The organism is Pectobacterium parvum, assembly GCF_020971565.1.
Classification (GTDB): domain Bacteria; phylum Pseudomonadota; class Gammaproteobacteria; order Enterobacterales; family Enterobacteriaceae; genus Pectobacterium; species Pectobacterium polare.
This window is the reverse complement of the sequence record NZ_CP087392.1, coordinates 841,590-855,337: the sequence shown is the minus strand read 5'-3', so window position 1 is coordinate 855,337 and position 13,748 is coordinate 841,590. Positions and strand designations below refer to the sequence as shown.

The window sequence follows — 13,748 nt, the reverse complement described above, 5'->3', positions numbered from 1 at the left end:
AGGCCCCCCTTACTAATAACTTACATCGTCGCTGAAAACGGATTATGCGATCGTACGTTTGATCTCAATCGTTTCAAAGACTTCGATCATATCGCCAGGACGAACGTCGTTGTAGTTCTTCACAGCGATACCACATTCCATGCCGTTACGGACTTCGCCAACGTCATCTTTGAAGCGGCGCAGAGATTCCAGCTCGCCTTCATAGATAACCACGTTGTCACGCAGTACACGGATCTTGTTGTGACGCTTAACGATACCTTCAGTCACCATACAACCCGCGACGGCACCAAATTTCGGTGATTTAAAGACATCACGCACTTCAGCCAGACCGATGATCTCTTGCTTATATTCCGGCGCCAACATACCGCTCATCGCCTGTTTCACTTCGTCGATCAAATCATAGATGACGGAGTAATAACGCAGATCCAGACTTTCCGCTTCAACGACGCGGCGAGCTGATGCATCTGCACGAACGTTAAAGCCAAGGATAATCGCATTCGATGCTGCTGCCAGCGTAGCGTCCGTTTCTGTGATACCGCCGACACCGGAGCCGACGATCTTCACTTTCACTTCATCAGTAGACAGTTTCTGCAGTGAATCGGAAATCGCTTCACAAGAACCCTGAACGTCAGATTTCAGAACGATGTTCAGTTCAGAAACTTCACCTTCCGTCATGTTGGCAAACATGTTTTCCAGTTTAGATTTCTGCTGACGAGCCAGTTTGACTTCACGGAATTTACCCTGACGATACAAGGCTACTTCACGCGCTTTTTTCTCGTCACGAACAACCGTCGCTTCATCACCTGCGGCAGGCACACCGGACAGACCAAGAATTTCAACAGGAATAGAAGGACCTGCGGACGTGATTTCACGGCCTAACTCATCACGCATCGCACGGACACGGCCATATTCAAAGCCGCACAGAACGATGTCGCCTTTATTCAGCGTACCTTCACGTACCAGTACGGTTGCAACCGGGCCACGACCTTTATCCAAGAAGGATTCGATCACAACACCGTTCGCCATGCCGCTACGGAACGCTTTCAGTTCCAGAACCTCGGCCTGCAACAGAATCGCATCCAGCAGTTCGTCGATCCCCGTGCCCGCTTTAGCGGATACGTGGACAAACTGAGATTCACCACCCCACTCTTCTGGCATGATACCGTACTGAGACAGTTCGGTTTTCACACGATCTGGATCGGCATCAGGCTTATCGATTTTGTTTACTGCGACGACAACCGGTACCTTAGCCGCTTTCGCGTGCTGGATAGCTTCGATGGTCTGAGGCATTACACCATCATCCGAGGCCACAACCAAGACAACGATATCCGTAGCCTGAGCACCACGAGCACGCATTGCGGTAAACGCGGCGTGTCCCGGTGTATCCAGGAACGTAATCATACCGTTGTCGGTTTCAACGTGGTAAGCACCGATGTGCTGGGTAATACCACCTGCTTCACCTGCTGCTACCTTGGTTGAACGAATATAGTCGAGCAGAGAGGTTTTACCGTGGTCAACGTGGCCCATGATGGTCACGACTGGCGCGCGCGATTCTGCCGCAACACCCATATCACGGTCGCTCATTACCGCTTCTTCCAGCTCGTTCTCACGACGCAGGATGACTTTATGGCCCATTTCTTCCGCCACGAGTTGCGCGGTTTCCTGGTCGATGACCTGGTTGATTGTTGCCATTGCGCCCAGTTTCATCATCGTTTTGATGACCTGAGAGCCTTTAACTGCCATTTTGTTAGCCAGTTCAGCAACGGTAACCGTTTCACCGATTACCACATCACGGTTAACTGCCTGAGCTGGCTTATTGAAGCTCTGCTGCAGTGTACTTGGCTTACGTTTACCTTTACCACCACGGGTAACGGCACGCGCTTCTTCACGGTCAGCTTTGGACTCAGACTGGCGATTACCTTTCTTCTGCTTGGTGACTTTGGCTGCGCGAGTACGGGTACGGCGCTCACCTTCAACCTGACGGTCATTTTCATCTTCCGCTTCGCGGGCATGATGAGACGTCGTCACATGATAATCAGCAGATTCTTCAGGTTTAGTCGCGCTTTCCGCTTCCCAACGTCCTGCATTTTCTTCAGCCATACGGCGAGCTTCTTCAGCAATACGGCGAGCTTCTTCTTCAACTTTAAGACGTGCAGTTTCTTCTGCTTTACGCTTAAGTTCGGCAGCTTCCGCTTCACGTTTCGCTTTCTCAGACTGAGCCGGCTTGGTCATATTTTCGTTTTGTTGGTTCGTCACTTTTTCTTTTTCCGCTACATCACGCTTAGCTTTTTCAGCGGCTTCACGTTTGGCTTGCTCGTCGGCAGCACGCTTCGCTTTCTCAGCAGCTTCGCGCAGATCGGCCTCGCGTTTAGCCTGCTCTTCAGCGGCACGTTGTGCCTGTTCTTCCGCTTCACGCCGTGCCTGCTCTTCCTCTTCTGCCTGTTGGGCATCAATCGGATCGCGTTTTACATAAGTGCGTGTCTTGCGGACTTCGATCTGCACCGACTTACTTTTTCCGCCGGTGCTAGGGACATTTAACGTGCTACGCGTTTTACGTTGCAACGTCAATTTACTCGGCGCATTACCGCGATCGCGATTCAGATGCGCCAATAATGTTTCTTTTTCATGCTGGGTCACAGCGTCCGATGCAGACTTGGTCATTCCCGCATCAGCAAACTGCTGTACCAGGCGGTCAACCGGAGTTTGAATCTCTGCGGCCAGCGATTTTACGGTTACATCTGTCATGCTGTTCCTTTCCTGCTACAGTTCGTTATTCGTTGTCGTCGCCAAACCAACAGATATTACGTGCGGCCATAATCAATTCGCCCGCTTGCTCATCATTGAGCTCTTCAATATCTGTCAGGTCGTCAACGCCCTGTTCAGCAAGATCTTCCAGCGTACAAACACCGATCGCAGCAAGCTTGAACGCCAACTCACGCGACAGCCCAGGCAAGCCAAGCAAGTCTTCAGCAGGTTGACCGTCACCAAGGCTTTCTTCATGCGCCAGTGCCAGCGTTGTTAATGCGGCTTTCGCACGCTCACGCAATGCTTCAACGGTTTCTTCATCAAAGCCTTCGATAGCCAACAGTTCCTTGATTGGCACGTAAGCCAGTTCTTCAAGTGAAGAGAAACCTTCTTCAACCAGCACGGTGGCAAACTCTTCATCAATATCAAGGTGCTTGGTAAAGACGTCGATTGCAGCATGTGCTTCAGCCTGATGCTTGGCTTGAAGATCTTCCACTGTCATCACGTTCAGTTCCCAACGATCGTCTGAACGATGCTGTTTCAACAGTTGGGAAGCCAAACGTACGTTCTGCCCGTTTCGACCAATCGCCTGAGCCAGATTGCTCGACTCAACAGCGATATCCATCGTGCAGGTATCTTCATCAACCACGATCGATACCACATCGGCAGGTGCCATGGCATTGATGACAAACTGTGCAGGATTATCATCCCACAGAATGATGTCAATACGCTCACCGCCCAGCTCACTGGAAACAGCCTGAACACGTGCACCGCGCATCCCCACACAAGCACCGACGGGATCGATACGCTTGTCATTCGTCTTCACTGCAATTTTCGCACGTGAACCCGGATCGCGGGCTGCGGCCTTGATCTCGATAACTTCTTCACCGATTTCCGGCACTTCAATGCGGAAGAGTTCAACCAGCATTTCCGGACGGGAACGGCTGACGAACAGTTGAGCACCGCGAGCTTCAGGGCGAACAGAGTACAGCACACCACGAATACGGTCGCCAGGGCGGAAATTCTCACGAGGCAGCATATCTTCGCGGCCAATTACCGCTTCTGCACTGGTGTTAGAGCCATCGATTGGTCGTACTTCAAGCGAAATATTATCACGGTTCACCTTCTTGACGACACCGGTGATAATCTCGCCTTCTTGCTCACGGAACTGATCAACAACCATCGCACGTTCTGCTTCACGAACTTTCTGTACGATAACTTGTTTTGCCGTTTGCGTCGTGATGCGGTCAAAAGTTACGGATTCGATTTGATCTTCAACGTAACCACCAACATCAAGAGCAGGATCGTCAAACTGCGCCGCTTCAAGCGTAATTTCGCGCGTTGGCTGAGTGACTTCATTTACCACTAACCAACGACGGAAGGTATCAAAATCGCCCGTTTTGCGATCGATACTGACGCGGACATCAATTTCCTGCTCATATTTTTTCTTGGTCGCTGTCGCCAGTGCGGTTTCCAACGCTTCAAAAATCTTCTCGCGCGGAAGGGATTTCTCATTGGAAACTGCTTCAACAACAGCCAGAATCTCTTTGTTCATCCTAGTTGCCTCATCCAAACTTTAAAAGTGGGGTACAAGATTCGCTTTCTGAATGTTGCTCAGCGCGAATACTTCATCTTTGCCTTCCACTGTTATGGTGATCATTTCGCCGTCAACAGCTTTGATCACACCCAACCATTTACGGCGATTCTGGACTGCCATACGCAGCACCACTGTGACTTCTTCACCAACGAAATGCAGGTAATGTGCTGCCGTGAATAAGGGACGCTCAAGCCCTGGAGACGAAACCTCCAGGTTATAGGCGACAGTGATTGGATCTTCTACGTCCAATACCGCACTGACCTGGTGGCTGACATCAGCACAATCATCAACAGTGATCCCATCTTCACTATCAATATAGATACGCAGCGTCGATTGACGACTACGGATGAACTCAATCCCAACCAATTCGTAGCCTAATGCGGCAACGGGTGCTGAAATCATCTCTGTTAATTTTTGCTCTAATGTGGACAAGTCCACCCCCAAGACATAAAAAAAGGGCCTAATAGCCCAGTTGTTTGTTGCCAAATAACAAAAAACCCCGAAAAATCGGGGCTTTATGCAACTGGACCCTAATACCGCTAACCAGTGCGGTATAACTTTCGGTGAAGGATTTTTTCAAAAATCACTGCAAAAAGAGATAGAAATTGAGTGAAGAACGTATTTGAAAAAACACTTTACTGGAAGTTAAGTGGTTGCGGGGGCCGGATTTGAACCGACGACCTTCGGGTTATGAGCCCGACGAGCTACCAGGCTGCTCCACCCCGCGTCCGAAAACGTGGCAAATACTACGCTGACAACCGCATAAATGCAAGTCATCCATAGGATTGGTTCTAAGGCAATTTTTATACGTGCAATACATGCCTTTGTCAAGAACCAGCCATCGCCCTTTGAGCCATTTAAAATGGCTCAAAGGGGATATCCATGCGCGGTAAAAGCTATCTCGACGCGTTTAAAATTGAAGCAATCAAACAGATTGCTAATCGCGATCACTTGATTTCAAACGCGACAACATATTTTGATGTCACTATTCGCCATCCTATACATGATGCGTGAATAAAGCAGTACGGCCCAAATTCTGCAATCAACCAGACCTTGCCTGATGATAAGGCCAAGATACGCCCCCCAGAATAGGCTGAGGCGGGTTACTGATGAACGAGATATATTAAATCAATGGTCACCTCCATTTTTTATAGCACTGATCTTAATGTATCGTGAGCTTGCTTAAATCCATCCGACGTCTTATTAGGAGCATGCTCCCAAACCGTAATGAGAGCTGCACCTGATGAGCCTGAAAAAAGCCTCAGTTTCAAAGAGCCATTTTATTGCCAGATAAATCATCAGGCAGTAATTTAAATGTTGTCATTGCCTGTTTTTGATATGTTCACTCCAACAACGGAGACAGGCAAAATATGGACGAAAAGAAGCTTAAGGCACTCGCTGCCGAATTGGCCAAAGGCCTCAAAACAGATGCGGAACTCACCGACCATCTCGGTCACGAGAAAAACACACCTAAAACAGGCTCTAATACCCGAAACGGTTACTCGACAAAAACGTGGCTCTGCGATGACGGTGAGCTTGAAATCAATACACCACGTGACCGTGAAAGCTCTTTTTCAGTTAATTAAGAAAAATCAGACGCGCATCACGCAGATGTCTCGCCCACGCTGATATCCAAAGTGACTGATGCCGTTAAAGAACAGGTGGCCGAATGGCAAAATCTTCCGTTAGACTCGCTGTATCCCATTGTTTATCTTGACTGTATCGTGGTGAAGGTTCGGCACAGTGGCAGCGTGATAAACAAGGCGGAGTTCCTCGCGCTGGGCATGTGGCAGAAAATGAAGGCGCGAAGTTCTGGTTGAGTGTCCTGACTGAGCTTAAAAATCGGGGGCTTCAGGATATTCTCATTGCCTGCGTGGACGGTCTGAAAGGCTTCCCGGATGCGATAAACCGCGTGTATCCCCAGACACATATCCAGTTGTGCATCATCCACATGGTGCGCAACTGCCTGAAATACGTGTCGTGGAAAGATTACAAAGGGGTCACCTGCGGGTTGAAAGCGGTGTCTCAGGCTTCTCCGCGCTGATGGCGCTGGATGAATTCTCCTGTGTCTGGGATGATAAATACCTTCTTTGGCTACCCGCCGGATATTCGCAAGGCTATTGACACCACTAACGACGACTCTGTGCGGAAGGTTATTTATCTGGCGATACAATCGGCGTCAAAAAAATGGAGCATGCCGCTCCAGAACTGGCGGCTGGCGATGAGCCGTTTTATTATTGAGTTCGGTGATCGCCTGGACGACCACCTTTAATCGGATGGCAATTACACTGGATTATTTACAGAGCCAACCACATGTTGAAACAGATAACTAAGGAATCTGTACCTCACCCGCTTCCAGCCCAGCGATTTCTACGCCCTGCGCCACGGTTTTCCCCAGCTTCACGTTGATTTTCTTTGGCGAAGCGTCAGCGGTCGGACGGTAAATCACATAGGTACGGCCATTCTCGTCAGTACGCACGGCCTGTGCAGGCACCGCGATGCCCTGCTCGTTACGATAGACAATAATAGCCAGCCGCGCGCTCATCCCCAGTCGAATACTTTGCCTTAAATCCGCCAACGGCGTATCAAGTGACACCACCACATCATAGTAAGCGCCGCTACCTGACATCTCAGCAGCATCGGCTTGCATATCAATCGAAGCAACCTTTCCTGTCAGAGTTTGTCCAGCAAACCCATCCCCGGTCACGTTAACCACCATCCCCTCTTGCAGTTGATGCAGATCAGTCTCTTCTACCCGAGTCGCTACCTGAAAACAGTCCTGAGCAATGACGCCAAACAACGGCGCTCCCTGGCTGACCAGCAAACCAGGTTGGATGACTACAGGTTTGCCGTTATCAGGCGTAGCCGAGCGCACCACAAAACCACTAAACGGTGCCTTGACGGTCTGTCGTTCAACCTGAGTAGCCAGCGTCTGATAGCGCACCTGTGCATTCGTCAGTTCCATCTCCGCAATCGTACGATCCTCACCGTTCCCACGCGCCAGCACCGTTCGTAACTCCTCTTGTGCTGCGATCAGATCCTGCTCCTGCGAACGAATTTGCTGCTTCAACGTATCAACCTCCATACGCGCGACGATGCCACGTTCGAACAGCGCCTGTGTATCCCGAAGATTGGCTTGCGTATTGCTAAAAGTAGACCGAGCTGAGCTTACCGCACGCCTCGCACGTGATACCTCAGCGCTTTGCTCCCAGTGCCTGAGCGATTGTACCTCGCGCTGTGTCTTGAGCACTTCGGCCTGCGCCTGACGTAACTGAATCTCAATTTGCCCAGGGTCCAGTATTAGTAGCGTTTGCCCTTGCTCGACTCGTTGGCCCTCACGAACCAGTACCTCGCGGATAATACCTTCAAAAGGGGCCGCCAGCGTGGTCTGCGTCGCAGCCTGGATTCGTCCAACCAGCCCTAATTGATTTTCCAACAACTGGGGCTGAATAGAGAGCCACTGCCCCTGAGGCGCGTTTTCCTGCTCGTTCGTACGCCCTGTCAGCAGCCAGATGAACGTGCCAAACGCTACGATCGGCAGCAGTACCATAAGGTGACGCCGACGCAGGCGAGACAGAAAATGATGCCTAATCATTGAGTGCGATATCCCAGCTTTGTAATGTGGTGCCCAGCGTTTCATCCAGTTCAGCCTGCGTATTGAGATAGCCGATCAGTGCATCGAGACGGGCATTTTCAGCGTTGCGTAAATCGTTCTCGAAGCTCAGCACCTGAAAGTTACTGGAACGCCCAACCGTGAGCTTTTCTCGTTCAATCTCCAGCTTGCGGCGCGACAAATCCCGCGCGCGTTGGGAAATCTCAAACTGCCGCCAGCGAGTACCAATATCACGCACCGCATTGGCAACATCGCGTTCAAGTTGCTGCCTGACTTCATCCAGTTGAATGTGCTGGTTACGCACATTGACTCGTGCTTGTAGCTCCGCCTGACGGGTACTTAGATCGCCGATAGGGATCTCCACCTGAACGCCAACATAATTCTCCCAGGTACGTGAGGTGCTGCTCTGTGCTGCCCGATCGCGCACCTGGCTCGCCCCCCCAATCAGCGAAACATCCCACAGGCGATCGTTACGTGCCACCGCCAAACCGAGCGCCGCCTGCTCGTTGGCGATGATCTGCGCCAGATAGGCCGGTCGGGAGGCTTCGGCCTGTTTCAACGCCTGCACGGCATTGACATCAACGCGCTGTGCTTGCATCGATTCCGTTGCCACAATCAGCGTATTTAAATCCAGTGCCAGAAGTTGCAGCAACGCAAGGCGCGCGGTATCCAGCTGGTTTCTAGCTTCCTCATGCGCCAGCTCCTGTGTGGCAACTTCAGCTTCGGTTTGCACAATTTCAAATTCAGCCATGCGCCCTGCAGAAATCATCGCACGGTTGACCTCAACCAGTTGGAGCGCACGTGCCAGCGCATCACGCGCGATTTGCAGCTGTTCCTGCGAGCGCAGCAGTTCCCGATAGGCAGCAATAATCTGGGTAATCGTCTGTGAAACGGTGGATTTCAGCGTCAGACGATTTAACTGCTCAGCCAGCTGTGCAATATGAATGGGGGCAGTCGTGACATCTTTACCAGCACCGCGAAGCAAAGGCTGAATCACCGTGATGTTCGCTCCATCATTACGTGACAGCCCCACACTATCAGCCTGCGTGTGGCGGTAGGTCCAGCCCAGACTGAAGCGGGTGCCATAAGGCGTAAGCAGTGTCGACGTCGGCGTTAAATTGCCCTGCCGATAGCGATCGCTTTGATTACGATTGGAAAGGTAGCTGCCCGTCAGCGACAGTTTGGGCGTAAAACGATCCTCCGCAACACGAAGATCAAATTTCTGCGCGATACGATCCAGATAGGCGCTACGGATCGCGCGATTGTCACGTAGCCCAAGATAAATCGCATCGCTCAACGTGAGATCGATAGTTTGTGCATTCAGAGATGTACTGACTGCCTCCAGCCCCTGCCGCGTCGCCTGAGAAGGATTCAAAGCCGTTTCTGCATACCCTTGATGGCCTGAAAACAGAATCAGTAAAAACAGGATAGATTTACGCATCGCGTAGCGCCTGTACGGGTTCGAGCCGAGCCGCAGTCATTGCTGGGTTAAGCCCAAAAAACAGACCAATCGCCAATGAACTGCCAATGCCAAGGGGAAGTGACAATACCGAAAGTGAAAAGGTGGACCAATCTGAAAAAAAGACAAACAGCCACGCTGCCGCAACGCCACACACCGCCCCGATCAGGGCTCCACAAGCAGACAACACAACAGCCTCCAGCAAAAACAGCCCCGCAATATCACGCGGTCGCGCACCCAATGCCATACGAACACCAATTTCACGACGCCGCTCGGACACATTCATCACCATGACGTTCATCACCCCCACCCCACCGACCAGCAGGGAAATCCCTCCCAGCCCCGCCAGCAACCATGAAAACATGCGGGACTGCTGCGCCATTCCCTCCAGTAGCTGCTGTGGGATTTGCACATCGATATCAAGCTTCGGCATCAGAGGGGTCAAATAATCTTTTAACTGTGAACCCGTTTGCACTAGCGTATCGCTGCCGCTGTTACGCGCAATCACACTGACAATCTGCGGTGTTGACATGACACGGCGCATACCTGAGATAGGCATCAGGATGGAGTCATCAACCGAGACGGGAACCAGAGGATTGCGCCCCTGTGGCTGAAGAATGCCTACGATCTCAAATAAGTATCCACTCACCTGCACGCGCTCACCCAAGGCGGCTACGCCACCCTGCGATGCCCACTGTTCCGCAACATTCGCCCCCAACACGATGTAGGTACTTTGCTCATCGAAATCACTCAGGTAGCGGCCCTGCGCAAGCTTCAGCTCTAATACCTCCGACAATTCCGCTCTGCTCCCCACCACCATAGTACTGAGTGAACGGCCGCGCAGCCGAGCCTCAGTCGAGGTAACAATTAACGCTGTTGCCGCCTTGATATCAGGCAGATTTTGTCGCAAAACGGGGATATCCAGGTCAGCGGGAGCCGAGCTAATTGCATGGTTTCCCATCCGATTCTGAACGGCAGCGACCAACAGATCGCTACCCATTCCTCTGAACACCCCCATGGCTTCGGTTTCCGCATTGTGGCCAACGTTAAGCAAAGCGACAACGGAACCGCATCCCACGGCGATCCCCAGTAGAGCCAGCACAGCACGCCGACCAAGAAGAATAAGGCTGTTCAACGACTCAAGCAGACGCTGTTGCAGTGAAGGACCATAGTGGTATTGGCGCATCTGACGATCTTCCATACGTGAACGAGAATCAGACATGATTCACCTCATGGATTCGACCATCTTGTACCTGAATGCGTCGGGTCATACGGCAAGCCATGCCTTCGTCATGCGTCACCATCACGAGCGTCGTCCCCTGTTCGCGGTTCAATGCCAGCAATAGCGTGATGATGTCATCAGCCGTTTGGCTGTCGAGGTTGCCAGTCGGTTCATCCGCTAGCAAAAGTGCGGGTTCACCAACCAGTGCTCGCGCAATCGCCACCCTCTGACGTTGGCCGCCAGACAGATCGGCTGGCCGATGGTGGGTTCGCTCGGCAAGACCAACGCGCGCTAGCTGTACTTGCGCGGCTTGTCGGGCGGCCTGCCGCGAGACGCCACGATAGGTCAGGGGAAGAGCAACATTGTCCAACGCATCCAGACGCGGCAGTAAATTAAAGCTCTGGAAGACAAAGCCAATGACTTGATTGCGCACGATCGCACGATCATCAGCACTCGCCTGAGACATATCTTGCCCAGCGATCAATAAACGGCCAGACACAGGCTGATCGAGCAAACCGATAATATTGAGCAAGGTACTTTTGCCGGAACCCGATGCGCCCACGATCGCACAACTTTGCCCGGCAGGAATGGACAGTGAAATATCGTGCAGCACCGATTGAGAGGAAGCGCCGGTACTGTAGGTGTGTGAAATACCTTGTAAACAGATCAGATCCGTTATTCTTTCATCAGACATCCTTGCCTCTTTGCTGATCCTCGAAAACATCACAGTAGTCGAATTATCCTACTGTTTGTGCTTTAGGAAAAGCGGCCTAAGGCGCTTTCTCCATTAGAGGTAGACCAATCCATTAGTTTTCAATAAATGAAGTTATCCTTATATACTCAGATTCACACTCACACTACTGCAAGAAGTTCTGCCACCAACGCAGGATACTCGTCTCGCTGGTTTTAGCAGCACGTAGGATATCGATAATGGAATGAGTGCCTTCGACAAGGCGCTGAACAGGTTCGCCATTAACCATCTCAAACCCGTTTTTGCGTCCAGTATCGGTAATAATGAAAACACCGTCTACAGAACGCACATCCGGTTCTTCGACAGCAAGAACAACATCATTGGAAGTTTCGATAACAAAGTTATCCTTCCCCTGATGTGTGTAAGTAGAGAATTTAGCATCAATAGATTGACCCGCTTCAAGAGCGCCCGAACCAAATTTATTGACCACCTGTTCAAGAAACGCGAAATCTGTACGGTGATTGAATGAAAAACCGGGATCGAGTTGATAACGCAGAAACCCTTGGTCCAAACCTGTAGATGATATACCTTGCCCCGTTAGAATTCGCGTGCCCGTCGCATCATCGGAATCAGTGAAATGAAAACGTTGTGCATGTCCATTCACATCGTACATCCCCCCATCGTTTACATTCGCCATCACACCACCAAACATACGATAATTCCCTAGATCGCTTGCAAGGTCATCAACATAATTCAAATCTACGCCCTGTTGTTGTGCTTCAGAATAAAGCTCGGAGAGCATGTCACGATCGCTACGGGTAAGAAAATGGGTGGAAGGCAAAGACATTGTGGCCTGCGTCAGTTGCGTTTGCACCGAGGGTTCGGAATTCGAATCGCCAAACAATCGGGACAGCATAATCGCTTTACCGCTGAGTGTAATTTGCCCGGAAGTTGAGGAAGCTTGACCTTGCGCGCTTGCCGTTTGTGAAGCCGATGATGTTTTTGATTTTTTAATAGTATTTTCTGAATTCGTCGTCTGGGTATAAGCCGTTGATGCCGTGCTGACTTTCATGGTGTATGTCTCTTTTGTATTTTTAGCCGAAATTAAATGGCAATAGCAGCACTATCGCCACAGACGAATGCAAACAAAAGATTAGTAGCTATAATCCCACGTCACATTTTCTTGACGAGAAGGTCGAACATTATTGCTAGGATGACCGGTAACCTCATGCCGAATTTGTAGACCTATGCCAGTGTCAAAACGTAGATCATTGAACTGTGTAGTCGTGCCAGACGAGCCGCTTGGTACTGTAATACATCTTGTCGGTAGGCTTTGATAAGGTTGTAAGTAGCATAATTGAACAGAGTCTGTAAGAGCCTGAGGATAAGCCGCTACCTCATATCTTACTTGTGTCAACGTTTTGGGCTTGTTAAGCGTACCAGGGGTGAAATTTCCTGAATTAGCGAAAAAACTATTCAGCCCCCGATAACCCCTCGCCAGTTGAGAGAATAAAAATGATTTTTGCCGACTCTGATTTCGTAATGCTGCCAGTAGCGGCTTGTGCAGGGAAAGTAATAGCAGCAGCAATAATAAGCAAAGGCAGAGAAAGTAATTTTTGTTTCATGAATCATCCATTGATTAGCTTTTTACGTTACTCATTATATCTAAAAATAATTTTTAGATATAAAACCCGAAACAAATAAACGGCATAATTAAAAAAAATTTTAGGAAAAAATAACTTTCAATACCGAATAACATTAATCACGCTTATTATTAATAAGCTAATTAAATTAACATGTTACCTGATACTAATAAAAAGTGGCTATGGCTATATCTTATTGTTAAATTTAGTTTATTTAGTCGATAACAGTGATAAACGCCATACCAACATATCAGTACAATAAGAGAAGTAACTATATTCGTAGAGCCAGTATATTTTTACCTACATACCTATTATCAGGTAGGTAGCCGCTTCATTTCGGCGCGAAAGCCTCGAGCGTTTGATAAAGATAAACAAAGCATTATAAGCAATAAAAGACAGATATAAGATTGGGAGGAAGAGTATGAAGACGATAAAAAATTTTGGAGCGGGAAACGAGACTCGAACTCGCGACCCCGACCTTGGCAAGGTCGTGCTCTACCAACTGAGCTATTCCCGCAGAGAATCGGATTTATTATCTTTACTTCAGCAAACCACACTGAAATAAAAATTTATTAAACCCTGCCAAATCACTCGTAACTAAATGAATTTAATAATTATTTATCAAACAAGTAATTCAACGGACAGCATTATGTACCAACCAACTTTACGTGGCAAGCCCTTTTCACCGAAAACCTTACCGCCCAGTTTCAATCAGCTCCAACGCTGTGGAGGCAAAGCAATGAGAGCTCCGACAACAAGGCCGCCTAAAGTTAAGGCG

9 protein-coding genes, 2 tRNA genes and 1 pseudogene are annotated in these 13,748 nt (G+C 49.8%); 1 reads left to right on the top strand and 11 read right to left on the bottom strand.

The window, feature by feature from the left end:
• Positions 1–42 precede the first annotated feature (42 nt).
• From infB to LOZ86_RS03855, 4 genes are all read right to left on the bottom strand, one after another.
• Positions 43–2,745, bottom strand: coding sequence for a translation initiation factor IF-2 (gene infB / locus LOZ86_RS03870; protein WP_039485967.1), 2,703 nt, complete (start codon positions 2,743–2,745; stop codon positions 43–45).
• A gap of 25 nt (positions 2,746–2,770) precedes the next feature.
• Entirely contained in the window at positions 2,771–4,300 is a 1,530-nt protein-coding gene (gene nusA / locus LOZ86_RS03865) for a transcription termination factor NusA (RefSeq protein ID WP_039485969.1), read from the bottom strand.
• 21 nt (positions 4,301–4,321) lie between these two features.
• A complete protein-coding gene (rimP, locus tag LOZ86_RS03860) occupies positions 4,322–4,774 on the bottom strand; it encodes a ribosome maturation factor RimP (RefSeq protein ID WP_010279686.1) in 453 nt (150 codons plus the stop codon).
• A 218-nt stretch (positions 4,775–4,992) separates the two neighbouring features.
• Positions 4,993–5,069 (bottom strand) — tRNA-Met (locus LOZ86_RS03855).
• A gap of 643 nt (positions 5,070–5,712) precedes the next feature.
• Here LOZ86_RS03855 and LOZ86_RS03850 point away from each other — a divergent pair.
• Positions 5,713–6,614 (top strand): annotated as a pseudogene (locus LOZ86_RS03850) (IS256 family transposase).
• A 57-nt stretch (positions 6,615–6,671) separates the two neighbouring features.
• On the opposite strand, the gene LOZ86_RS03845 reads toward LOZ86_RS03850, so the two are convergent.
• The 7 genes from LOZ86_RS03845 to LOZ86_RS03815 form a co-directional block, all read right to left on the bottom strand.
• Positions 6,672–7,937 carry an HlyD family secretion protein gene (locus LOZ86_RS03845; protein WP_111778531.1) on the bottom strand — a complete coding sequence of 422 codons (1,266 nt, stop codon included), beginning with the start codon at positions 7,935–7,937 and terminating at the stop codon, positions 6,672–6,674.
• Entirely contained in the window at positions 7,930–9,396 is a 1,467-nt protein-coding gene (locus LOZ86_RS03840; protein WP_230242846.1) for a TolC family protein, read from the bottom strand. Before LOZ86_RS03840 ends, LOZ86_RS03845 begins: the two co-directional genes overlap by 8 nt.
• Positions 9,389–10,636, bottom strand: a complete 1,248-nt coding sequence (locus tag LOZ86_RS03835) for an ABC transporter permease (protein WP_039487325.1) — start codon at positions 10,634–10,636, stop codon at positions 9,389–9,391. The genes LOZ86_RS03840 and LOZ86_RS03835 overlap by 8 nt, the downstream gene beginning before the upstream one ends.
• Complete coding sequence (locus LOZ86_RS03830) at positions 10,629–11,330, bottom strand: ABC transporter ATP-binding protein (protein WP_039487323.1); 702 nt, start codon at positions 11,328–11,330, stop codon at positions 10,629–10,631. Before LOZ86_RS03830 ends, LOZ86_RS03835 begins: the two co-directional genes overlap by 8 nt.
• Before the next feature lie 163 nt (positions 11,331–11,493).
• A complete protein-coding gene (locus tag LOZ86_RS03825) occupies positions 11,494–12,399 on the bottom strand; it encodes a hypothetical protein (protein WP_039487319.1) in 906 nt (301 codons plus the stop codon).
• Positions 12,400–12,799: 400 nt separating this feature from the next.
• The gene (locus tag LOZ86_RS03820; protein ID WP_159105496.1) at positions 12,800–12,952 is read right to left on the bottom strand and encodes a hypothetical protein; all 153 of its coding nucleotides are present in this window, start codon (positions 12,950–12,952) and stop codon (positions 12,800–12,802) included.
• A gap of 459 nt (positions 12,953–13,411) precedes the next feature.
• Positions 13,412–13,487: transfer RNA gene (locus LOZ86_RS03815), tRNA-Gly, on the bottom strand.
• Between the last annotated feature and the right edge of the window lie 261 nt (positions 13,488–13,748).